The following is a 23,982-nucleotide window of genomic DNA, read 5'->3' as shown; positions in this document are numbered from 1 at the left end:
CGCCCAGCGTGGGCCCGGTGAGCAGTACGACGGCCTCGGCGGCCGCACCAGCACTGCCGTCGAGCCGGCCGCAGCCCCTGGTCCTGGTCGTTGGCTCGCCCTACGCCATCGACGACTGGCTCGGCGGACCGGCCGGCCGCTACGACTTCGTCTTCGTGAACAACGAGGGCGCCGGCGCGGAGGTCTACCTGGAAGATCCCGCGACCGAGCGGATCTACCTCGAGGTCGAGCACTTCGGCCGCGGTGTCAGCCGTGCGGTCACGGCATCGGTGCCGCCCGGGACGTACCGCTGGGTCTGCATCACCGACTACACGATCAAGTACAGCCGGCCGGTCATCGTCACCGGTGATCCGCTGCCGTACGACGTACACGGGATCATCCCCGTGACCGGGCTCGACCTTCGGATCCCGATCAACTCGTACGTCGGCTGGATCACCGGACAGCTGCCCAGGCTGACTGAAGAGGTTGAACAGCTGCGGCGCGCGGTCGAGGTTGGCGACGTAGCCGCCGCCCGACGCGACTGGCTGATCGCCCACCTCACCTACGAGACGCTGGGCGGCGCCTACCGCGCGTACGACGAAACCGGTGACGACATCAACGCCGACCCGCCGCGCGGCATCGCCCCCGACCGTCTCGCGGACGCGGACTTCGCGGGCTTCCGCAAGATCGAGGCGATGCTGTGGTCGGACCGGCCGACGGCGACGATCGTGCCGCACGTCGACGCGCTGCTCGAGGCGATCGGGCGGCTCGCCGACGAACTGGCGCTGCCGAACGCGATCATGCCGATCGACATGGCCCGGCGGGCGCACGAGATCCTCGAGGACGCCTTGCAGTGGGACCTGAACGGGATCGGTGACGCCGGCAGCCAGACCGAACTGGCGACCGTAGACGCGAACATCACCGGGGTCTGGCAGGCGCTCGACCCGCTCCGGCCGATCCTGCGCAAGCAGAACCCGTACCTGCACGAGACCGACGAGCAGCTCCGGCTCACCCAGCAGATCATCCGCAGCCACCACCACGCCGACGGCTGGGTCGGATTGGCGGCTTTGTCCGCCCGGCAGCGGGCCGCGGTCAACGCGGCCGTGCAACACAGCGTCGAACTGCTCTCCCACACCGCGGCCATCATCGACCCCCGCAACGCCACCCGCGACCGAGGCCCCATCACCCATGACTGACCACCACACCGCCGTACCGCGCATCGCTCGACCGGACGTCGCCGTACCGCACGTGGCCGTACCGGACACCGCCGCACCGGACGCCGCTGTACCAGCGGGGCGGCCGTTCGAAGGTGCCCACCAGGCCGGCATCCTCGACCCTGCGCAGCAGGCGGCGATCGTCGTCGCGTTCCTCGTGACCGCGGCCGACCGGCCGGCGCTGCGGCGGATGTTCCAGACGCTGACGGCGACCATCCGCTACCTGGTCTCCGGCGGCGACGCACCGCCCGGACGCGGCAGCGACGACGGTCTTGTGTCGACCCCGTACGAGAACGGCGTACTCGGCCCGGGCACGGTGCCCGACGGTCTCACCGTCACGGTCAGCGTCGGTGCCGGCCTGTTCGACGACAGGTTCGGCCTCGCCGACGTCAAACCGGCCCGGCTGCGCGCGATGGACGAGTTCCCGAACGACACGCTCGACCCCGAACGCTGCGACGGTGACCTGCTGCTGCAGATCTGCGCCAATCACCGTGACACCGTGCTGCATGCGCTGCGCATCCTGATGCGCGCGACCCGGGCCGACCTGCAGGTGCTGTGGCAGATGGAAGGCTTCACCAGCCCGCCGCGACCGAGCGGGACGCCCCGCAATCTGTTCGGTTTCAAGGACGGCACGGCCAACCACGAGTTCCTCGACCGTCCCGAGCTGCTCGATCAGCTGGTGTGGACGAAGGCCGGCGGCGACGAACCGGACTGGGTGACCGGCGGTACGTACCACGTGGTCCGGCTGATCCGGATGTTCGTGGAGTTCTGGGACCGGATCTCGATCAACGAGCAGCAACGGATCTTCGGCCGCGACCGCGACACCGGTGCACCACTATCCGGCCGCCCGGGCGAACGAGTAGCCGGCCGGGAAGAGCTCCAGCTCCCCAGCTACTACCGGGACGCGCACGGCAACACCGTCCCGCTGACAGCCCACACCCGCCTCGCCAACCCCCACGACGGCACCGCCGACGACCGCCGGATGCTGCGCCGAGGCTTCAACTACAGCGCCGGAATCGAGCCCAACGGCCAGCTCGACATGGGCATGATCTTCATCTGCTTCAACGCCGACCTGGACCGCCAGTTCGTCACCACCCAAACCCTCCTCATCGACGAACCCCTTGTCGACTACATCACCCCCTTCGGCGGCGGCTACTTCTTCGCCCTCCCCGGCGTACAACATGCCAACGACTGGCTAGGCCGCACCCTCCTCGACTGAACCTTCCGCGGATCAGTTGGTCCTGAGAGCGGCCCGGTCACCCCAACCACCAGGCACTCGAGGTTCCAGGGGTTCGCTCTTCGGCAAGGAAATGGCATGCGGTGGGGCGTGGAAGGGTGCCAGGATGCCGGCATGGTTGCGCGTGCGTTTGAAGTTCTGCCGGAGCCGTACGAACGGTTGATCGGCCCTTCGAGCCGATGAGCCAGGGAACCCATCCCGAAGCGCTGCCGACCGAGGTCCTGGCCGACGTGGCCAGCGTCGTCGGGGCAGAGGTCACTCTTCTCGGTCGCCTACCCGGAGGCTTCGATGTGGGTGCCATCCGCGTTGAGGTGGCCGGAAGGGCAAATGGAGTGCTCAAAGCGTGGCCGAGGGCACGCCCCAACCAGCTGGACGAGTCGTTGCGAACCCAGAGAATCGTCGAGCACATGCGTAGCCGCGGCTATCCCACCCCGGCCTGGCTCGGAGTGGGGGCCACAGCCACTCATGTATGGCACCTGATCGACTTCGTTGACGCGGCTCCCGCGCCAGAGCTGACCCCCTCCCTCGTTGAGAAGCTGATGGAGATCAACGAACTCCAGGCCGGCCAAGCCTCCGAGCCCTACGACCACTGGTCGTACGCCTGGCGGCTCGCCACCGGTCAGGACTTCGGGCAGGACCTAGCACCGAGTCTGTCGAGGGCCGTCGCCGAGCTTTCCGGGTACTCCTCCGCGGTATCAGCCTTGGTTGACCGCCTGCGGCTCCTGTGTGCCAACGCCGCATCACCACCAGAGCCACCCGACATGGTCCACGCCGACTTCAAACCCGACAACGTCCTGGTCCGCGACGGAGCGGTAGTGGCGGTCGTCGATATCGGAAACGCAGGCAGCGGCACGCGGGCAACTGATCTCACCACCCTCAAGTGGCACACCTTCCAAGATCCGCTGGACGATGCCCGACGGCGGCTCTCAACGAGGGTCCTCGACCTGGTCGGCTGGGAGGCCGCGGCGGTACTCGCAGCCACACAAATCCTCGTGAGACTCGAGTTCCCCATCCGCCACGGCCGCCACGAACTGGTCCCAGGGGTTATCAAGCGCGGCCATCGAGCCCTCGACGAAATGACCGCCCTTCGCTAACTGCCGCCGGCGGAGACGGTGCGCGAAATGGGAACCTCCGACTGCTATCAGCAGACACAACGCGCGACGGGGCACTTCGCGCGCGAAACGGCGTATTTTCGACCGAGCCGGCCTAGTTGACCGGTCGGCGTCCCCTGGCTTTACAGTCACCGTGCGTAGTGCGTCTGCGGCTAACCGCTTGTCCACACGCACGATCAGTTCCGACGCGATGCACTGTCTGCGCAGGTCCTGGATGTTGCCGTGAGTAGCATGCCGGGTGCATCGTGGTGGCCGATTGTGGTTGACCTAGCGGTGTTCGGCGAGGGGGAACGGTGAGTCGCAGATTTGATGTAGAGGTCTCCGACCAGGCGGAGTTGCGAGCGCTGCGGGAGTGGTTGCAGGCTGCTGGGCCGGGAGTCCAGGTCGTGCAGCAGGCCAGCGTGCCGGAGGCTGGTCAGCAAGGAGCACTGGACTACTTGTCCGTACTTGCGGGCAGTGCGGGTCTGGTCGCGGCAATCCGAGTGCTGCCCGAGTATCTCAGGTCGCGGCGGAGCACGATCACGCTGAGGGTGAAGATGAAGGGACAGGACTTCTCCATCACCGCAGAGAACGTGACCGACGTAATGCCAGTACTCGAGCGGCTCGTCGATGCCGACTGAGCATGCGCTACGCGACCACTCGGGATCTCGCGCGGTTCTAATCGGTACCTGGGACTACCAGCACCTGCCGCCCGTCCCGGCGGCCCAGAACAGCCTGACGCGAATGACTGAGCTACTGACAAGTCCGGTCTGCGGCTGGCCAGCCGATCGCATCACGACCGTGGCCAACCGAACCAGACCCGGAGACCTCTTCGATGAGCTCGTCGAGATGTACGCGCAGACGAACTCCGACGGTGTTGCACTTTTCTACTTCGTCGGCCACGGCCAGCCAGATAGCGACGACCGGTTGTGCCTCGGACTGGCCGGCTCCCGGACAGAGGCCGCCCGACGGACATCGACAAGCCTGCTGTTCGACAACGTTCGAGATGCCCTAAGGCAATCGAACGCTGAAACGAAGGTAGTCATCCTCGACTGCTGCTTCGCTGGACTCGCTGCGGCGAACAAGCTGTCCGGCGAAGGTTTTCTCGATATGGTCCGCGGCACCGGCGCCTACACGATGGCTGCGAGTGGCGCCTACAGTCCGGCCTGGTTCGAGAACGACGAGACACTCTCGCGTCCGCAGACGTTCTTCACGAAGTACTTCGTCGACGTCGTGGAGGCCGGCGTCCCACACGCCCAGACAATACTGCCCCTGGATCTCATCTTTGCCACCACAGCCGACCAACTGGTCCGCGACGGCAAGCCGAGACCGACGAGCTCTGTGCGGCACGAGGCCGGTCGGCTCGCCTTCGCCCGCAACGTTAGCCCTGTCGTACGTCCGGTCGACGACCAGGCTGAGATCGTACGGTTGACTGCGGCGCTTGAGGCGGCGCAGGCGCGGGCGGAAGCGCTGGCTGACCGAGATTTGGAATCCCAGCGTCAGATCGAGCGGTTGCTCCGCATTCGTCAGGACGACCTGACCATCGAAGCGAAACAAGACATCGAAGACCGGCTCGATCTGCTCGCCCAATCTCTCAACGACACCGCATCGGAGACCGCACGCGCCGTCGACGACCGGGAGCGGGTGCGGCACGCGCTTGTCGAGGTTGCTCCCGAGCGACGCACGATATCGGTCGGGACCGGTCGAGAGTGGGACGACATCGAACTGGCCGCTAGCACGCTGCCGGTCGCCGAGGTCCTCGGGCGGATTACGAAGCTCGCCGAACCGCAGATCGTCAAGCCGGGCGATGTGGACATGCCCGACACCGCCGCCGAGGATCGAGCCGTGCAGCGAATCCTGTTGTCATGCGGTCTGCGGCCGGTGCCCGAACTGGCAGCGCTGGCCATCGGCCTGAAAAATGCGGACCGCGACGCGGATGCCCGGACCGTACTGCGGCTCGCCGCGCAGCGGACAGGTGCCGAGATCGCCGACCTCGTCCGTCGGCTCCGAGCGACGCCGATCGCGATGCGGCCCCTAAGAATGTCGCGTTCCTCGGCAACTGCCGGGGAGCAGGATCCGGCCGGACCCGACACGAGCACCAAGCACCTGCGGAGGTACGGGGACTTCGACCGTTTCGTCACCGAATGGGAGCCGCTGTCGCATGCCGTGCTTGCTCCGGCCGCGCTGCGTCCCGCTGACGAGGTCGTCGAGTTGCTTACCGCACTGATTGAGTCCCGGGCGGATCGAGACGATGTGCATTACCTGCTGCAATGTGCGGGATGGCAGAGGACGCCAGACCAGATCATCGACCTGGTCGAAGCTCTGCGGCGCGTAGGCCGCGGCGCCGATGCAGACGTTGTCCTCGAACGAGCCGGCGGCCGCCCGGTGGCCGTCTTGGTGGAGTTGATTGCTGCCTCAGATGCTCAGAATCAATCTTCGGACATCTTGACGATCCTGGGCGGTACCCCGCCGCATCCGCGCAATGCCGAGCATCGGCGTACACTCACGGCGGCTCTGAGACGGACATCACTTGGCGCGGACATCTGGCGTCCGCTGCTCAGGGCGCAGACGTCGCGCGCTCGACAGACAAGAACAGGTTGGTGGCCCGGGCCAACCCTTGTCCGCTGGACTGTGTACTCCGTGGCCGCCCTGCTACTCGGACTCGGGCTCTCACAGCACCCGGCGACACCCACTACGGGACTACTCAATTCGCTGGCAACTCTCGCCAGCGTGGGCGTCGTGCTGATCGCAGCGCAGCTCATCTATTTCGGCATCGACCTACTTGTTTGGGATGGCATCGGATCCTTCCACCACGGTCCATCAACTGCGCTCATCGCGCTGATGGCCGTATGCCTTCTGATCGGGTCCCTTGTGCTTCCACCTTTGGGCGCCGACCGGCTCGGCCTGCTCCTCAGCAACTGGATGGCCTGGAAGTTCTGATTCATCCGTCAGCGCCACAGGTCGACTGAACACGCCGAACGCGCGGCCCGGCGCGGTGCCCTTGCGAAGTCTGGGCGAGATCCGGACCATCGAGAGTGAGGTGATCGCCATGCGGATCGGGTTTGACTTGCTGCTGGTTGTCATAGGCGTCGCCACGGGATTTCTGGTCGCCCGTCGCGGCCGCGGCGCAACTGGCAATGGACAGGTCACGACAACCTCGGACGCGCAAGGTCTAGGTCTCGCCGCGCCAAAGCTAACGTCGGAGTCATCGGAGGCGCAGGTGGGACAGGTGCCAGACGAAGCCGGCATCGTTGTCGCCGAAGTCATCGCCGTACTCCGTCATCACCTTGCCCGGCTGACGCCCGACTGCGCCCCGCCGGACGGCGACTCGTCGACGAACGACAACATCTTCGATCTGATGATCCTCGATGGATCCCGAACTGAGCCGTTGGGCACCCAGAAGAAGGTCAGAGTGGTGGAGGTCGATGTGCTCCGCGAGCAACTCCCTGACGGCAAGATCGTCGTCAGCGCGCTCGAGCGCCGCACATGCACGATCACCGGCACCGAGCTGGACCAGGCCGTCGCTCAACATCGGAGCGTTGCGGAGTTCCTGTTAGAGAAAGGTGCCAGCAACATCGTCGATACAACCTGGCCAAGCATCACCGAGCAGTGGAAGGTGACCGATCCTGGTCGCCTCGACGCAACCGCGGACAGAATCGCCGATCTCAACGCATTCCTTCATCAGCTGTTATTAGGCGAACCGGCCGATGCCGCGGCAAATGTCCTCGGACTCCAGCCTGTCATCGGCAGCCTGGCGTCAGAACTGCCCCTTCCACTGGACAAGCAAACCAGCAAGTTGACTCTGTCAATCCGCGTCGTCGGCGTGGTTGGCGGGATCGTTACTGGACATCCGGCACTGAGCATCGCGTGTGGGAAGTCGTTAGCCCGGCAGAAGGTCACCGAGCTTGTGACGGATTCGGTGCTCAATATCATCGAGCCATCACCGGAGGATCCGGTAGCCGATGCTGATCCGGACAGGCCGATGCGCGGGCTCCCGTCAGATCCGAGCCGACATGAGGTGGCCGCCGACAGGACCGATCCAGAACTGAATCCGCGCAAGGATTGCAGCAGGCTGCGCCCGGCTCAGCTCCGCCGATCCGTCAACGACCCGGAGGCTGAGCCAGTCGCCTTCACGCTCGGATCGAGCGCGGTCAGCGACATCTACGGCAGACGCGACACCACATTCATCAACCTGGACCAACCCGATTCCGATCACGCACAGCACCGAGACAAGTCGGCCAAGAACCAGCGGCGGTCCGGCAAGCAACCGAGCAGAGCGGAGATCGGATCCGGACGACGGCGCCACAGACGTCACAGGCAGGTAGGCCGATGATGGCATTCACGGCCCTGGCGATCTTCATCTTCCGGTCTGGTCAGATGCGTCCTCGCACGAGGAGGCGCCCCGGCCGCCTGTCCGGTCCGACTGCGAGCCATTTGCAGCTAGTTGGCTTCCGCCAGCGTGCATCGGCCGCCATCCGGTGCCTTGTGTTTGGGGAACTTGCCGTTTTTGTTGAGCGTCATTTGCTTCCGTCCGCAGGAAGGGCAGACCTGCCCGCTGCGCGGCCGGCTACACGCCCAGCGGAGCGCGCTCGCCAAGACATACCGCGTCGTGCCCGAGGCTCTACACGGCCGCTGAGCACGATGGTGAAACACGCCCTCGGTCCTGCTCCCGTAGTGCTTCGGCAGCTTGCCATCCTTGTTCACCGACAGGCGTAGACAGCACTCACCGCAATGCACCCACCCCACGTCTACCCCCATCGTGCAACAGTCCGCAACAGCCCAAGTACACAACGATACCCGGGAACAGGTTGGTGATCGACGACATATGGAAGCTCGCAGCCGCGCAGGGCGAGCGTGCTTGATCGCTAGGAAATAGTGATGCTGGTCGTTGCCTGCGTAGGGGGCTGACAGCCGCTGGTGCACTCTGCGCTCAGCGGCCGGTGATGTCTCCGCGGTGTTGCTGGCTGCTGAAGCCATCACCTAAAGCGCCCGAGTCAACCCGCCCGTCAGCTGACCGGGATTCGGATTGAGCCTCTGCTGAGCTTCTGGAAGATGAGTTCGATCGCGAGTTGGTTTCCGCGGTCAAGGCTCCTCAGAAGCGCGCTGCTCCCGCTGCCGATCGGGACCGCTGGAGCAAGGTCAGGCAGTCGCTCAAGAAGCAGAACGGAAATAGCGGCAGGCCGGTTGTCGTGGGATGTGACCAGGGGCGGGGTGCTCGTCGGGCAACGGATGCGGCGTGTCGAAGATGGCTGTTGCGAAGTCAGGCTAGTAACCCTGTAGGCGCCGGGCCTGACACGTACTCACTCGATCGCTCTGCAGCCGCCTGGCCCTGACTCCCATCTCCACAGCCTAGATCCACCGGTCAGCAAGGCGGGCTGGGGGCAGGCAAGCGTACAACCGGCAGAGGGCGGCTGCGCCCGACGTGCTCGTGTGCAGAATTGGACTTGGCTACTTTCCCGCCGACTGAATATAGGCCATGAACACTCGAGTCCCGACTTCGCGGTCGAGTCGGTCCACCAAGGAAGCGACGATTCGACTTGTCAACTCAGGGCCGACCGATTCGAGGAGAACGCGACAAATGACATCCACCAGTGGTCCCAACGCATCGATTCCTGGATAGTGCTGATCGCGGACCGCCTCCGCGGCAGCTATGACGAGGGCCGTCACTCGTCCCGCCTGATCGACACCGTCCGGGCCATTGGCCTCTTCCGCGTCGCCGCCGGCCGCAAAGTAGAACGAATCGGCGCAGAGTGCGGCCCATGCCAGCAGCGCAGAGACGGCTCTCGGCCGCGCCGAAGGCACAACAGCCATCGCCAGCCCGTTGGCCGCTAGATGCGCCCAAGCCACAGTGGCCTCAGCCTCAAGATCCTTCGGACGACGACGGACGAGTGACTGAAACTCGACGAACGAGTTACGAACGTCGTGCCATGCCGCCGGCCGGGAAATCGCGAGCGCGAACGCACTGTCGATCTTCCATTCGGCTCGATTCGCGAGGTCGGACCACGGCTCGTCGATTGGCAAGTCGACGACCCTATGATCCCTCAACGATCTGATGGCTGCCGCGACACCGACCTCGTCCTCCAATGCTCGGATGAGATCCAGCGAACCGAATGCAGGCACGCCGAGAGATCGGGCGACTCCACGTAGAACAGCGTCGTCAATCCAGACAGGCAGACCGAATTCTTGAGCAACGGTGATGGCGCTGAGAAATCCGTCTCGCCGCCCAGTGTCGGCGACCGGTGCGACTTGCAGACCTTGGATATCGGCCCACACCTGTTCGACCGCGTCTGCATAGACTCGGGCTTGGTCCGGGGAGATCTCCGACACGGTCGGACGTTGACGCTGTGTGTCCCAACCGAGAGTCGCCGTCGACTTCATCGCAAGGCTGCTTCGAGCGCTGGAGACGTCCTCGCGCAGAGGAGCAGGCACGATGACCGAGTCCAGATGCGCAGCCAACTTCTTGAATGGTTGCCCGGTCCAGCCTCCTACGACGAGGGCACTGGTGTCGACGACAACCCTTCTGTGAAGAGCTTCCCGCGCTGTCTCGTGGCCAATAGCATCGTCGTCAGCGATGGCGATAATGTAACCGAGGTCTCGACGAATCAGGCTCTCGGTGCATGTACGGCCCGCTGCTTCTGTGAGTGCGGCGAGTGGGAACCGACCAGCCCGCACCTCGCGCGACATGTTCTCTAGTGCTTCTTGTCGCGCGCTGCCGCTGCGCAGGAAATCGATGAGAGCATCGAGGTTGTCGTCCTCGACTTGGACCTGCTTGATGGACGCGGCGTCGCCATGGCGCTCGAAATAGCTGTCCGCGTACGCCCGAAACTCTGCGACCTGTGTTTCGGTGAAGCTGGCGTGCGGGGCCATGAGCACAACCGACATCGCCGCCGCGGCGATCTGTTCGTCGTTAGCCCAGTCCGCGGCTGCGCGCATGAACATGGCATACAACTTCTTGTCGCCTAGATCGACGATCGGCGGCCGCGTCCTCACCTCATTTAGCGCACGCTGTTCGTCAGCCGCGCGTCGAAGGACTGATAGGAATAGGTGCGCCTTCCCGCGTTCGTTGAAACTTACGGCTGTCGCGCTGCGCAGGACGGCCAGCGCCTTCTCGAACCTCTCCAGAAAGTAGAGCGCCTCCACGAGTCGCCACCACTCCGTCTCTGGGATCGGCAGATCGTTTGCTTTTGATTCCTCAATGATCTCCTCAGTGCGGTTTGCGACCTCTTGCCAATTATTCTCGCTGCGCGAGATGCGCTGCAGTGCTCGTAATGCCTTGAGCCTGACTGGTTTTCCGTCCTCACGACCTAAAAGATTGAGTGCGATCTCGCGGCCGATGTTGGCGGCTCCGTTATCCATGGCGATCTCGAGAGCCTCCGTCGCTAGCGGGATGTCTCCCCGTCTAAGACCCTCGTCGAACACCATGCGAGCCGCCTCCTCGGGACGCCCGCTCGCGACAAGTGCATCGGCGTGGGTATCAAGAACAAGCTCATTGCGGTCGATTCCACGGACGAATCGCAATGCTTCTGCCGGATTGCCCAAACCAAGCGCGACCCGCGCCCGCATGACGTCAGCGAGCTCGCGGTCGAGTTCGGCGAGTTTCTCGATGTGTTCCTTGACCGAGGCCTGTTCGGTGCGGTCAAGCGAATTGAACCGTCGCGAGAGGGCCATCAGGGCCTGAACCTCGTAGTGGCTGCGACCCGCGGATAGCTCCAGAGCTGTAAAGAGCGCCTTGTTGGCCTCGATGTTCATCTGTGGGTGGCCGCCGAGTACCGCCGCTCTCATCAGCTCGCCCTCGACTCGGTCCGGGTTCTTCGCAGCGAGCTCGAGCGCGAGTTCGTCCTTCCCGATAACACGTGCTAGGTATGCGCCGAGACGCACCACCTCGGGGCGCTTGGCCTCTCGCTGCGTTGCGAGACCGTCCGGCGCAGGGAGCAGAAGTCGTAGGGCGCCCGGGAAGTCCCCTTGGATGGAACGGGCGCGAGCCGCGATCGCCAGCGCGCTGGCCGTCGAGCCGTCCCAGGCGCTAAGTGCTTCGCGGACCAGAAGTGCGTCAGCCTCCACGAGCCTGGCCCGCTTGGACACCTCGTCCTCGACGTCAGTCGAGGATCGACCGGACATCGAGACCAGCACGCCCAGCATCATCTGCGCGTTCGTCAATCGACAACTCTCTGAATTCGGTCGCAATGCTACAGCCCACTGTGCGAGCCGTAGCCCGTCGTCAGCCAAGTCTCGAGTTACGGGGTTACCCCGAAGCGCGCGATTTGCAAGCCCCGATTGAACGCCGAGCTGGTCTGCTGCGCCGGGCGCCAGCATGACTTGAGCGAGGTGTCGGAGCATGGTTGCGGCGACGATGTCGCGAAGTGAGGGATCAATGCTTACGACCTTTACCGGGTCTGTCGGAGCGCGAAGCACACCGGACTCGTCCGTGAGCCCGAGTGATGCGACGGCGATCTCCGCGCATGCCTTGATCTTGGGAAGATCGCCGTCCAAGACAGAGCGATAGAAATCGATAACGGTCCCCAATCGAGCGATCACGTAGTCGGCGAGGCCGTCCAAGAATCGTGGATCGGGCTCCGCGCCCTTCGCGTCGTCTTCGTCTGCGTCGCGTGCGACGCGTTCAAGCCCGGCCGTCATGGCGAAGTACGCAGCCGCATCCAAGTCTCCAGACACCTCCGCGGCAGCAGCGGCTTGCTCGTATCCTCGCCAGGCAACCCTCGAGCCAGCAATCGACGCAAGCGAAGAAACAAGGGCCCAACCATCGCCGGTAACGTCCTCGCGTAGCCAGACCGGGGGGCGATGCAAGAACCTGCTCAGCCCCGTGGCGACGGTGACGCCAGCGCGTTGCAACTCGACAAGGCTCTCCATGGCCGCGTCCGCGCGGCGTTGTGAAGCGCGGTAGAGACGCTCCATCCAAATCTCTACACCGCCTGGTAGCGCAACCGCGGGGGCTTCTGAATGGTCGTCCCGCGGCGCAATAGGAGGACTAACTTCGCCACGCTTGAAGTCATCCGGGTGGGCGAACACGAGGAGCTCGCGCAGAAAACCAGCAGCATTCCGTGCAGCGCGCGGTTGCAGGTCGTCATTCCCAACTTTGGCCTTGTCGCCGACGAAGTCGGACAGGCCGCGGATCGCCAAGACAGGTAGATCATGGATGTCTGATCCAGCAGCAAGACCAAAGGACTCCATATCCAATGCTGCTGCATCCTGGAACCGTTCACGGATCTCCCGCAGTACAGGCCCGTTCGAGTCGGTCTGGACGGCTTCGACAGAGACGATGGGCGCGAGGTACGCGTGAGCATGGTTTCCGTCGTAGTGCTGGTTACGCACCGACGTAGTCCACGCGGTTTCGGTGATGCACGTATTGACGAGCGAGACTAGCGGCGCAGGCAAGGCGTACGTCCTGTCACGGCCGAGAAGCTTTGATCCCGAATCAGTTGGTACTTGCTTGCCCGCATAGGGGTTATGAATCCTGCTGGCGACGACGACATCAAGGTGGCGCTGATCGTCCGACTTCAGACCTGCTGCCGTACCCACGAACGCGACGACATTCGCCCGCAAGTTACGGGCCGCGAGTCCCACCAACGCTGCCGAGGTCGCGTTTCCCATGCCCGCACGCGCCAAGTAGACCGTCCAGTCGATCTGCCCTCCGGGCATCTCGCCGCGCAGCATCCAGATGTCACCTGTCCGGACCCGCTCGGCGTTCACCAGCCGGTTGCGAACCTCCGTATGCTCCAGCTCCACAGCTGTAACCACCAGAGCGACGCGCTCATCTGGCGAGTCCGCCAGTTCGGAAAGTGCGGCGACATCCGCGGTTGTTGTCCAGCGCATCGCCCGGCCGTCTCTTGCGGAACGGACGAGGCCCTGAGTCTGCAGCGCTCTGAGCAGCCGGTTGGCGGTGTTGGGTGCGATACCAGCAATATCGGCCACCTGCCGGCCGCTCAGCGGCTCCGCCGACCGCCGCAGCATCCGCAAGATGTCGAGCTCGAGCGCAGTGAACGTCATGCCTCAAGTGTTCCATCCGAACATTTGGTGTGCAAGGATACCAGCGCCTTGCACATGGCATGAGCAGGGTTCGGTGTGGGGGTGAGGCGGTCTGGGGTGCAACCCAGACCGCCTCGCGAACGACCAGTCCCGGGCTTCTTTCCAGAACGGAGGTTCATTGTGAGCCTAAGGCCCAACGGCAGTGGAGGCATACCGCCCCGCCAAGCACTTCTGCTGATCCTCGCGGTTACCGTGATCGGCTGGGTCGCTGTAATCGCCCTCGCGGTCCTCGGTCAGCCTGAGGCCGCGAAGGTGATCGGAGCGGTCTGGACCGCCACTTGTGGCTTGCTCGCGCTCTTGTGGAGGCGCTAGGGCCGGATCTGACAGCACGAAGCGTCCAGCCGGACGACGTGTCCTGAGTTGTACTGGTCGAAGCCACACAACCGTGCCCAGCAAGACGCGACGGGGGCCTTGGTGGACTCCCCACCAGCTCGCGAGATTCGCTGGAGCGATCCGTTCGGGCGCGATATGAACGCCGCCGGAGGCGGCCAACAAGACAGCCGCCGCGAAGCGGTGTCCTTTGGACCGCGCCCGGCGAGACGCTGCCGAGAGCCCTCGTCGGCTTCCCGCCGGTGCGTGCGATTCGCCGGGGCGATTGCCCGGTGGAGCGATTCGCTCGCCGCCGAAGGCGGCCAATAGGACAGTCGCCGCGAAGCGGTGTCCTTTGGACCGCGCCCGGCGAGACGCTGCCGAGAGCCCTCGTCGGCTTCCCGCCGGTGCGTGCGATTCGCCGGGGCGATTGCCCGGTGGAGCGATTCGCTCGCCGCCGAAGGCGGCCAATAGGACAGTCGCCGCGAAGCGGTGTCCGTTGGACGGTAACTGGCGTGACGCGGCGGGGAGCCTGGTGGAGTCCCCGCCGGTACGTGCGATTCGCCAGGGCGATGCCCGGTGGACTGGTTCGCGCGCCGCCGGAGGCGGCCGATAAGACAGCCGCCGCGGAGCGGTGTCCTTTTTAGTCTTTGATGCCGGATTGGGTTACGCCTTGGATTAGGTAGCGCTGGAGGAAGGCGAAGATTAGGACCAGCGGGAGGATGGAGACCGCGACGGCCATGAAGAGTTCGTGGATGTTGATGGTTTGGGCGGTGATGAACGTCGACATCGCGACCTGGATCGTCCAGGACGACGAGTCCTGGCCGATCACCAGCGGCCACAGGAACGAGTTCCAGTTGCCGATGAAGGTGATTGCCGCGAGTGCCGCGAAGAACGGCAGCGAGTTCGGTACGACGATCCGCCAGAACACGCCGAAGTACCCGGCGCCGTCAACGCGTGCCGCCTCCTCGAGCTCCCGTGGGAAGCCGAGGAAGTACTGCCGGAACAGGAACGCCGCGAACCCGCTGAACAGCGTCGGGATGATCAGACCCCGCAGCGACGACACCCACCCGAGCGACGACACCACGATGAACGACGGGATGAAGGTGACCGCACCCGGGATCATCAACGTAGCCACGATCGCGTAGAAGATCTTGTCCGCGTGACGGTACGGAATACGCGCCAACCCATACCCAGCCATAGATGCCAACAGCAACTGCCCCGCCGTACCCAACACACCGACAACCGCGGAGTTGTAGAGCGCCCGCGCCATCGGGACCTGGGTGTCGTCGAAGAGTTCCTTGATGTTGCTCCACTGCAGATGCGCCGGGAACAACGTCCAGGTCGGCGCCGTGATGTCCGCCTCGGTGGACAACGCGTTGCGCAGGATCAGGTAGAACGGCAGCAGGAACAGCACGACCGCGATGAACAACGCGATCCACCGCAGCACCATCCCGACCCGGCCCCACGCACTTTGAGTGAACCCGATCGGTTGCGGCGTTCCCGTCGTACGCTCAGAGACTGCCATCAGTCGCCCGCCTTTCCGAAGCCGAAGATCCGGCTCTGCAGCAGCGTCACGATCATGATGATGACCGCCAGGATCAGCGCGCCGGCCGAGCCGTGGCCCAGGTCCTGGATCGAGCCGAGCGAGATGCCGTACAGGTAGACCAGCGGCGGCCGCGCGTAGTTCACGTTGCCGATCAGGTTGTAGAACTCGTCGAACGCCTGGTACGCCGCGATCAGGTTCAGGATCAGTACGGCGACCGACGTCGACCGGAGCTGGGGCAGCGTGATGTACCGGAACACCTGCCACCCCGGCTTCGCCCCATCGACGTACGCCGCCTCGTAGAGCGTCGGCGAGATCCGCTGCAGCCCGGCGATGAACAGGATCATGTAGAAGCCGAGCTGCAACCACAACCGCACGGTGACCAGCGGCAGCCAGTACCACGGCGGCGAGACCGTCGACAGCCACGCGATGTTGTCGATCCCGAACCAGCCGAGCACGGTGTTCGCGAGGCCGAACCGGACACCGTTGAAGATCGACAGCCGCCAGATCAGCGACGCGACCACGTACGAGCAGGCGGTCGGCAGGAAGAACACCGACCGGAAGAACGCCCGCGCGATCTTGACCTGGTTGACCAGCAACGCCAGCGCGAGCGAGAGCACGAACGTCAGCGGCACGATGAACACCGCGAAGATCGTGAACGTGCCCAGACTCGACAGGAAGTTGTGGTCGGTGAGCATGTCGATGTAGTTGCGGAGCCCGACAAACTTCGACGGCGTCGCGGTGTTGTACGCCTCGAAGAAGCTGAGGACCAGGCTCCAGATGATCGGCAGGTACGAGAAGATCAGGAGGCCGAGTACGAACGGCCCGACAAACACCCAGAACCACAGGGTGTTGCCTGCGATCCCCTTCTGCCGCCGTCGTCGTCCACCCCGCTGCTCACCAATGACAGCGGGGTCCACCCGGGTTTTGGCCGGTGCGCTCATCCGAACAACCGCTGCAGTTCGGCGTTGACGGTCTTCTCGGCCTTCGCGATCTCGGCGGCTGGGTCGGCTCCCTTCTTGATGACGTTTGTCAGCAGGTCGGTGAACGCCGTCCCCATCTTCGGGGTCCAGGCCGGGTTGTCGGTGTACCCGTGGTCCTGGGTCAGCTTGACCGTGTCGGCCGCAACGCCGCTCTGCAGCTTGGACGCCTTGGCCGCGAGGCTCTTGCGCGGCGGGATGTGGAAGCCGTAGCTGAGTGACCAGTCCTCCTGGTAATCCTCCTTGTCTATCCACAGCCACTTGACGAACTTCTTCGCCGCGTCGACGTTCGGGCTCTTCGCGGACACGAACTGGGTCCAGCCGCCGGAGTAGACAGCCGGCTTGCTCTGCGCGTCGAGCTTCGGGAACGGAATCACGCCGATGTCATCGCCCAGCGCCTTCTGCATACCCGGCACCGCCCACATGCCGATGAACTGCATCGCCACCAGGCCCTGGTTGATCGCGGTCGGATCCCACCAGTCCGTGGGCGCACCGAGCAGGACGCTCTTGCTGGCATACAGTTCGTGCAGCTTGCCGAAGGCCTGGGCCGTGCTGTCGCCGGTGAAGCCCGGCTTGTTGTCGTCGGTCAGTAACGTCCCGCCGGATGCATAGACCGCCGGACCGCCCATGACGTTGCCACCGTCGTTGCCGACGAAGATGCCCTTCACCTTGTTCGTGGTGAGTTCCTTCGCGGCTGAGATCAGGTCGTCGATCGTCTCCGGCGGCTTGATTCCGGCCTTGTCCAACAGGCTCTTGCGGTAGTAGATGACCTGCGGGTCGATGATCATCCGGACGCCGTAGATCTTGCCGTCGAGCGTGTTGGTGGCCAAGTCGCCCGGCTGGAAGTCGTCCTTGACGTCGGCCATGATGTCGTCCAGGGCCACCACCTGGTTGCTCTTCACCATCGCGATGTTGAAGTGACCCTCGAAGACATCGGGGCCCTTGCTGGACAGCAGGCCGGACGCGAGCTTGGCGTCGTAGTCACCCGGGGTCCATTGCACGCTGACGTTCGAGTCGGTGTAGGCCTTGGCGTACCTGGTCGCCGCCTGCTGCGTGCCGGTTTCGCCGTACTGGTGGTACCACTGCGACAGGTTGGCCTTCGTCCCGCCACTTCCGCCCCCTGAGGACGGTCGGCCGGTATTACCGCCGCAGGCCGCGGTGAACGCGGCAAGCGCGGCCAGTCCACCGGTCCGCTTGAGTAGATCCCGCCGAGTGAGACCGGCGTTCGGAACATGAGCAGGCATGAATTCCACCTTCCCGAGAGGGAACGTCGCAGGGGTACGACGCACGGTTCCGAGTTACTTAACAACGTTAAGCATCTCTGAGGTTGGCACACGTTACTACAGGTCAATCGTTGTAGAAGTGCCTAGCACGATGACTCAAAAGTGCGCCGCGCGCAAGACCGGACTGCGACCTTCTTTGTTCGAATGTGTGGAATGTTGTCAGGCCGTGATCACGTAAACATCTCACCGGCGGCTGACCTGCGAATCAGCAGTTCCGGCGGCTCGAAGCGTGCACCGTATACAGCGACCAACTCGCGGGACCGAGCTGCGAAAGCGCTTAGCCCGTAGGCGTTGACGTACTGCAGGGCACCTCCGTGCAGCGGCGGGAACCCGATGCCGAAGATCGATCCGATGTTGGCATCAGGCACCGATCGGAGTACGCCCTCGTCGAGACACTTCAACGTCTCGAGCGCCATCGCGAACAACATCCGCTCCTGCAGATCGATCAGCGGTACGTCGTTGTCACGTGCGAAGTGCTCCCACAGTCCTGGCCACAAATGCTTCGGGCCGTCCGACGGATAGTCGTAGAACCCCGCACCCGCGGCCTTACCGCGACGGTCGAACTCGTTGACCAGGCGATCGGCAACCGCCATCCCGGGATGCTCGTCGAATGCCCCGGCGCTGTCGCCGGCCGCGCGGGCCGCGTCGCGGATCTTCTGCGGCAGCGTCAGCGTCACCTCGTCGAGCATCGCCAGCGGCGGCGCCGGGAAGCCGGCCTGGGTCGCGGCCCGCTCGATCATCACCGGATCGACACCCTCGGCAACCATCGCGGCGCCTTCCATCACGAGCGTGCCGAAGACCCGCGAGGTAAAGAACCCGCGGCTGTCGTTGACCACGATCGGCGTCTTCTTGATCTGCCGTACGACGTCGTAGGCGCGCGCGATCGTTGCGTCGGACGTCTTCGAGCCCACGATCAGCTCGACCAGCGGCATCCGGTCGACCGGCGAGAAGAAGTGCATGCCGATGAAGTCGTCCGGCCGGTCGATCCCGTCGGCGAGCGAGGTGATTGGCAGCGTCGACGTGTTCGAGCAGAGCAACGCGTCCGGCTCGACCACGCCGGCGACCTCCGCGAACACCTTCTGCTTGAGACCCGCGTCCTCGAAGACGGCCTCGATCACCAGGTCGCACCCGGCCAGATCGTTCGGGTCACCGGTCGGCGTGATCCGGCTGAGGAAGTCCTCAACCTGGCCGGCCGACAGACGCCCCTTCGAGACCTGCTTCGCCAGCAGCTTCTCGGAGTACACCTTGCCCTTCGAGGCGGCGTCCAAAGACACATCCTTCAGCACGACGTCGATCCCAGCCTTCGCGCACACGTACGCGATCCCCGCGCCCATCATTCCCGCGCCCAGCACCCCGACCTTGCGGGCCGAGAAGCGAGGTACGTCGGCCGGCCGCGACCCGCCCGCGTTGATCGACTGCAGGTCGAAGAAGAACGCCTGGATCATGTTCTTCGCGATCTGCCCGGTGGCGAGCGACACGAAGTACCGCGACTCGATCCGCGAGGCCGTCTCGAAGTCGACCTGGCTGCCCTCGACCGCCGCGCTCATGATCGCCCGCGGTGCCGGATACGGCGCACCCTTGAGTTGCTTGCGCAGGTTCGCCGGGAAGGCAGGCAGGAACGCGGCCAGCTTCGGCGAGGATGGCGTACCGCCCGGGATCTTGTAGCCGTCACGATCCCAGGGCTGCTTGGCGTCACCGTCGTACGCCGTGATCCACCGGCGCGCCGCGTCCAGTAGATCGTCGGCCGCGACAACCTCGTCCACGATCCCGACCGACAAGGCATGCGCGGGCTTCATCCGCTGGCCCTGCAGCAGCACCTTCATCAGCGCGTCCTGCAGTCCGAGCATCCGGACCGTGCGGGTCACTCCCCCGCCGCCCGGCAGCAGGCCGAGCGTGACCTCGGGTACGCCGAGTTCGATCCGGTTGTCGTCGGCAACGATCCGGTGGTGGCAGGCGAGCGCGATCTCCAGCCCGCCGCCGAGCGCGGATCCGTTGATCGCGGCAACGACCGGAACACCCAACGTTTCAAGGGCTCTGAGCTGCCGCTTGACCTCCTCGACCGTGTCGAACACCTGCGCCGCGTCCGACGGCTGGATCTGCGACAGCATCTGCAGGTTGCCGCCGGCAAAGAAGGTCGACTTGGCGCTGGTGATGACGACGCCGCGCAGCGACTCCTTCTCGGCCTGCAGCCGCTCGACGGCCGAGCCCATCGCCGCCAGATACGCGTCGTTCACCGTGTTCGCCGAGGCGGACGGGTCGTTCAGGGTCAGCGTGACGATGCCGTCGGAGTTGGTCCAGTCGATCATGCCGCAAGCCTCTCGATGATCGTCGCGACGCCCATGCCGCCGCCGACGCACAGGGTGGCCAGTCCGTACCGGAGCTCGCGCCGCTCCAGCTCGTCCAGCAGGGTTCCGATTAGCATCGCCCCGGTGGCGCCGAGCGGGTGGCCGAGGGCGATCGCGCCGCCGTTCACGTTCACCTTCTCGTGCGGTACGCCGAGATCCTTCATGAAATGCATGACCGCGGCCGCGAACGCCTCGTTCATCTCGAAAAGATCGATGTCCGAAGCATCCAGACCAGCCCGACCCAGCGCCTTCCGGGCGGCCGGCGCCGGGCCGGTCAGCATGATGGTCGGATCCGCGCCGCTGACACCGACAGCGACCACCCGGCCGCGGGGCGCCTGACCGAGCGCCTCACCGGCCTTCTCGTTGCCCACAGCAACCAGCGCGGCGCCGTCGACGATGCCGGACGAGTTGCCCGCGTGGTGGACGTGCTCGATCCGCTCGACGGTCAGGTACTTCTCCAGCGCGACCGAGTCGAACCCGCCGTGCTCACCGATCGCCGCGAACGACAGCGGCAGGCCGGCGAGCGTCTCGACCGACGTACCCGGGCGAACCAGTTGGTCGTGGTCCAGGATCTGCAGGCCGTTGCGATCCGTCACAGGTACGACGGAGCGGGCGAAGTACCCGTTCGCCCAGGCCTTCGCGGCGCGGGCGTGCGACTCGGCGGCGTACGTGTCGACGTCGGTCCGTGAGAAGCCGTCGATGGTCGCGATCAGGTCCGCGCTGATGCCCTGTGGGATGAAGCCGGTGTCGAGCGCCGTCTCCGGATCCATCGCCCACGCGCCGCCGTCGGAGCCCATCTTGACGCGCGACATCGACTCGACGCCGCCGGCGAGGATGAAGTCCTCCCAGCCGGAACGCACTCGTTGCGCCGCCTGGTTGACCGCCTCCAGCCCGGATGCGCAGAAGCGGTTCAGCTGTACGCCGCCGGTCGTCTCCGGATAGCCGGCCATCAGTACGGCGGTCCGCGCGATGTCCATGCCCTGGTCGCCGATCGGCGTCACGACCCCGAGGACGACGTCGTCGATCGCGGTCGCGTCGAGATCGGGATGCCGCGTGCGCAGCTCCTGCAGCAAGCCGGTGATCAGCTGGATCGGCTTGACCTCGTGCAACGCGCCGGTCGGTTTGCCCTTGCCGCGCGGGGTCCGGATCGCGTCGTACAGAAACGCTTCACTGGTCATAGAGCCGATTGTGACAGTTGAACTGTCATGATGGTCAAGTGCGGGTCGTTATGATCTCCGCCATGTCGGATGTCTCGGGGGACGACGCCACCCTGACAGTTGATGAACTGTCGGCGCGCGTCGGAATGACTGTGCGCACTTTGCGCTTCTATGCGGGCCGGGGCTTGATCCCGCCGCCGATCAGACGCGGACGTGTCGGGTACTACGGACCTGAACACATCGCCCGCCTCGACCTCGTCCGCGAACTCCAGGCGCATGGTTTCACGCTGCAGGCGATCGAGGGGTACCTCGACCGGATCCCGGTCGACGCGACCCCGCAGGACATCGCGCTGCATCGCACGCTTCTGACCCCGTGGATGCGCGACCTCCCCGAAACGCTTGATCGGACGGCGCTGGTACGGCGTACCGGCCGGGAGCTCACCGACGACGACATCGAGATGCTGGTCGCGCTCGGAGTGGTCGAGCCGACGCCGGACGAGGACGTGTTCCAGGTCGCGACCGCACACCTCAGCCTCGGCGTCGAGCTGCTCGATCTGGACCTGCCGGTCGAGGCGGTGCTGGATGCCGGTCGCATCTTCACCGAGCACGGCCGCGCGCTCGCCGAGGAACTCACCGAGGTCTTCCGCACCAAGGTCTGGCCGCACTACCGCGACTCCGGCGGCCCGCCCGAGCACATCCAGCACCTGGTCGAACGCTTCAAGCCCGTCACGATCCAGGGGCTGGTCCTCGCCTACGAACGAGCCGTCGGCGAGACCCAGCGCGACACGATCCGCCGGACCCAGAACAAACCTCGTTAGGAGTTCGGGACCCGCAGGTAGGTCAGGCCGCGGAGGTCGAGGTAGGTGTCGTTGGGCGTGGTGACGATGCGCAGGAGCACGGAGTCGCAACCCGGGCAGCGGGCCACCATGCCCGGGGCGTCGACGAAGACATGGGCCTCCGCGAAGACCGTCGTGTGGCCGCAGCCGTTGCACTGGGCAATGGCCGCGGTCAGGTCGACGGCGAATAATTCGCTCAGCGACCCGGCGGCCGCGTTGCCGTCCAGATAATTGGTCTCACTCATCCGCGTCCTCGCTTCGCTCCGGGCGCGGATGAGGCACCAAGCACGCTGTGTTGGATGGTGAATTCGCTTCGCTCTTTCACTGCGAGTCTCCTGTCGGTCCGAATCGTTCTGTCCGCACGCGCGCCGGATCGTGTCCCGCCGCGACCAGCAGATCGGCCACCGTCTCCACGAACGGCGTCGGCCCGCACACGTACGTCGTCGCGCCGTCCTCCGGCTTGAACGCGTACTGCGAGATCACGTCGGCGTCGATCCGCCCGACCCGCGGCTCCCCCGCCGGCGCATCCCGCGTGTACACCAGCCGTACGTCGACGTCGTCCGACGAGGCGAGCTCCTTGAGATCGCTCACGTAGATCACGGACTCCGGACGGCGAACGGAGTACAGCAGCCGGACCGGCGTCGTACTGCCTGCCAGAGCATGCGACCGCAGCATCGCCCGCAGCGGGACGACACCCGATCCCCCGCCGATCAGCTGCACCGGCCCGTCCTGCTCCGGCTTCCACACGAACCAGCCGCCGACAGGTCCGCGGATCTCGAGCGGATCGCCGACGTTGATCACGTCGACCAGGTACGGCGAGACCTCGCCGTCGGGCACCTGCTCAACCGTCAGCTCGATCGTCGAACCGTTCGACCCGCCCCACGCCGAGGCGATCGAGTACGACCGCGATGCACGGTATCCGTCGGGCGCGGTCAGCCGCACGTCGAGGTGCTGCCCGGCAACATGCCCCGGCCAGTCCGGTACCTCGAGCACGATCGTCCGCGCCGTCTCGGTCTCACGCCGTACGTCGGTGACGGTGCCGACCTGCCAGGTCAGTCGCCGGCGTATCGCTGTTCTTTCCATGGGTCTCCGTACTCGTGGTAGCCGGCCGTTTCCCAGAAGCCGAGGTCCTCGGTATCGGACAGCACCAGGCCGCGGACCCACTTGGCGCTCTTCCAGAAGTACAGGTGCGGGACGAGCAGCCGGGCCGGTCCGCCGTGCTCGGGTTCCAGCGGCTCGCCGTCGTACTCATAGGCGATCCAGGACTGCCCGTCGAGCAGGTCGTCCATCGGCACGTTCGTCGTGTAACCGCCGTAGCTGTGCGCCATCGCGTAGTCGGCGCCGGTCTCGACATCCGCGAGCAGCGTGTCGAGCGAGACGCCCTTCCAGGTCGTCTCCAGCTTCGACCACCGGGTCACGCAGTGGATGTCCTTGGTGATCTCCTCGGCCGGCAACGCCATCAGCGCGGCCCAGTCCCACTTGTACTTCTCACCCGTCTCGCTGGTGACGGTGAACTCCCAGTGCTCAGGCAGCACCTGCGGGGTCGGCCCCGCCGACAAAACCGGGAAATCACGGGTCAGGTACTGCCCGGGGGGAAGCTCTGTCCCGCCCCGCCGCCGACCGGTGAATCCAGGAGACACGATGCCCATGACGACCTCCCTCGACTCCTGGAGGCAGTCAATCACGCCGACCCGCGCCTAGGGGAGCGCTATCAGCTCGACATCGGACTAGACTTTTCGGATTGACGGCGCTGCCCCGGACCATGGCTCGCGCACCTGCACTGTGTCCGGCGGGAGCCCAGATGAGCGAATGGCACGGAGTTCCGTCGGTGATCGCCGAAAGGACGACCCCGACGACCCGGCCCGAGAAAGCGACGGCGCCCGAGTCCGAGGTACAGGCGCCGCCGGACGAAGACCCTGTCGAGGAGTGAGGATCGCGAGATCGGGCACTGGTGATGCCGGGGG

At 65.2% G+C, this 23,982-nt stretch carries 17 protein-coding genes; 8 read left to right on the top strand and 9 right to left on the bottom strand.

Going from position 1 to position 23,982, the window contains the following annotated elements; all coding sequences use genetic code 11:
* Positions 1-17: 17 nt before the first annotated feature.
* From ACQPYH_RS18990 to ACQPYH_RS18965, 6 genes are all read left to right on the top strand, one after another.
* Complete coding sequence (locus ACQPYH_RS18990) at positions 18-1,175, top strand: imelysin family protein (protein WP_432893040.1); 1,158 nt, start codon at positions 18-20, stop codon at positions 1,173-1,175.
* The gene (locus tag ACQPYH_RS18985; protein ID WP_432893038.1) at positions 1,168-2,412 is read left to right on the top strand and encodes a Dyp-type peroxidase; all 1,245 of its coding nucleotides are present in this window, start codon (positions 1,168-1,170) and stop codon (positions 2,410-2,412) included. Before ACQPYH_RS18990 ends, ACQPYH_RS18985 begins: the two co-directional genes overlap by 8 nt.
* A 197-nt stretch (positions 2,413-2,609) precedes the next feature.
* Positions 2,610-3,524 carry a phosphotransferase gene (locus ACQPYH_RS18980; protein ID WP_432893036.1) on the top strand — a complete coding sequence of 305 codons (915 nt, stop codon included), beginning with the start codon at positions 2,610-2,612 and terminating at the stop codon, positions 3,522-3,524.
* A 311-nt stretch (positions 3,525-3,835) separates the two neighbouring features.
* Positions 3,836-4,162: an effector-associated constant component EACC1 gene (locus ACQPYH_RS18975; protein ID WP_432893034.1), complete on the top strand. Its 327-nt coding sequence runs from the start codon at positions 3,836-3,838 to the stop codon at positions 4,160-4,162.
* Entirely contained in the window at positions 4,152-6,461 is a 2,310-nt protein-coding gene (locus tag ACQPYH_RS18970) for a caspase family protein (RefSeq protein WP_432893032.1), read from the top strand. Before ACQPYH_RS18975 ends, ACQPYH_RS18970 begins: the two co-directional genes overlap by 11 nt.
* A gap of 109 nt (positions 6,462-6,570) precedes the next feature.
* On the top strand, positions 6,571-7,854 hold the full coding sequence (locus ACQPYH_RS18965; protein ID WP_432893030.1) for a hypothetical protein: 1,284 nt from the start codon (positions 6,571-6,573) through the stop codon (positions 7,852-7,854).
* Between the two features lie 1,115 nt (positions 7,855-8,969).
* Here ACQPYH_RS18965 and ACQPYH_RS18960 read toward each other — a convergent pair.
* From ACQPYH_RS18960 to ACQPYH_RS18935, 6 genes are all read right to left on the bottom strand, one after another.
* Positions 8,970-13,523, bottom strand: coding sequence for a helix-turn-helix domain-containing protein (locus tag ACQPYH_RS18960; protein ID WP_432893028.1), 4,554 nt, complete (start codon positions 13,521-13,523; stop codon positions 8,970-8,972).
* 991 nt (positions 13,524-14,514) lie between these two features.
* Complete coding sequence (locus ACQPYH_RS18955; RefSeq protein WP_432893026.1) at positions 14,515-15,399, bottom strand: carbohydrate ABC transporter permease; 885 nt, start codon at positions 15,397-15,399, stop codon at positions 14,515-14,517.
* Complete coding sequence (locus ACQPYH_RS18950) at positions 15,399-16,361, bottom strand: carbohydrate ABC transporter permease (protein WP_432893025.1); 963 nt, start codon at positions 16,359-16,361, stop codon at positions 15,399-15,401. The genes ACQPYH_RS18955 and ACQPYH_RS18950 overlap by 1 nt, the downstream gene beginning before the upstream one ends.
* The gene (locus ACQPYH_RS18945; RefSeq protein ID WP_432893023.1) at positions 16,358-17,641 is read right to left on the bottom strand and encodes an ABC transporter substrate-binding protein; all 1,284 of its coding nucleotides are present in this window, start codon (positions 17,639-17,641) and stop codon (positions 16,358-16,360) included. Before ACQPYH_RS18945 ends, ACQPYH_RS18950 begins: the two co-directional genes overlap by 4 nt.
* A gap of 209 nt (positions 17,642-17,850) precedes the next feature.
* Positions 17,851-19,986: a 3-hydroxyacyl-CoA dehydrogenase NAD-binding domain-containing protein gene (locus ACQPYH_RS18940; RefSeq protein ID WP_432893021.1), complete on the bottom strand. Its 2,136-nt coding sequence runs from the start codon at positions 19,984-19,986 to the stop codon at positions 17,851-17,853.
* Positions 19,983-21,203 (bottom strand): acetyl-CoA C-acetyltransferase, encoded by a 1,221-nt coding sequence (locus ACQPYH_RS18935; RefSeq protein ID WP_432893019.1) that lies wholly within the window; start codon positions 21,201-21,203, stop codon positions 19,983-19,985. Before ACQPYH_RS18935 ends, ACQPYH_RS18940 begins: the two co-directional genes overlap by 4 nt.
* A 62-nt stretch (positions 21,204-21,265) precedes the next feature.
* Between ACQPYH_RS18935 and ACQPYH_RS18930 the strand changes: the two genes are divergently transcribed.
* Positions 21,266-22,000 carry a MerR family transcriptional regulator gene (locus tag ACQPYH_RS18930; protein ID WP_432893017.1) on the top strand — a complete coding sequence of 245 codons (735 nt, stop codon included), beginning with the start codon at positions 21,266-21,268 and terminating at the stop codon, positions 21,998-22,000.
* Here the strand turns inward: ACQPYH_RS18930 and ACQPYH_RS18925 are convergent.
* The 3 genes from ACQPYH_RS18925 to ACQPYH_RS18915 form a co-directional block, all read right to left on the bottom strand.
* Positions 21,997-22,263 carry a DUF6510 family protein gene (locus ACQPYH_RS18925; protein WP_432893016.1) on the bottom strand — a complete coding sequence of 89 codons (267 nt, stop codon included), beginning with the start codon at positions 22,261-22,263 and terminating at the stop codon, positions 21,997-21,999. The genes ACQPYH_RS18930 and ACQPYH_RS18925 overlap by 4 nt on opposite strands.
* A gap of 76 nt (positions 22,264-22,339) precedes the next feature.
* Positions 22,340-23,101, bottom strand: coding sequence for a ferredoxin reductase (locus ACQPYH_RS18920; RefSeq protein ID WP_432893015.1), 762 nt, complete (start codon positions 23,099-23,101; stop codon positions 22,340-22,342).
* Positions 23,071-23,667, bottom strand: coding sequence for a sulfite oxidase-like oxidoreductase (locus ACQPYH_RS18915; RefSeq protein WP_432893013.1), 597 nt, complete (start codon positions 23,665-23,667; stop codon positions 23,071-23,073). The genes ACQPYH_RS18920 and ACQPYH_RS18915 overlap by 31 nt, the downstream gene beginning before the upstream one ends.
* Before the next feature lie 152 nt (positions 23,668-23,819).
* Here ACQPYH_RS18915 and ACQPYH_RS18910 point away from each other — a divergent pair, with 152 nt between their 5' ends.
* On the top strand, positions 23,820-23,948 hold the full coding sequence (locus ACQPYH_RS18910; protein ID WP_432893011.1) for a hypothetical protein: 129 nt from the start codon (positions 23,820-23,822) through the stop codon (positions 23,946-23,948).
* Positions 23,949-23,982 lie beyond the last annotated feature (34 nt).

The sequence above is a fragment of the Kribbella sp. CA-245084 genome, from assembly GCF_050942355.1.
GTDB lineage: Bacteria > Actinomycetota > Actinomycetes > Propionibacteriales > Kribbellaceae > Kribbella.
The sequence above is the reverse complement of the archived record's forward strand: the minus strand, read 5'-3'. Positions and strand labels throughout refer to the sequence as shown.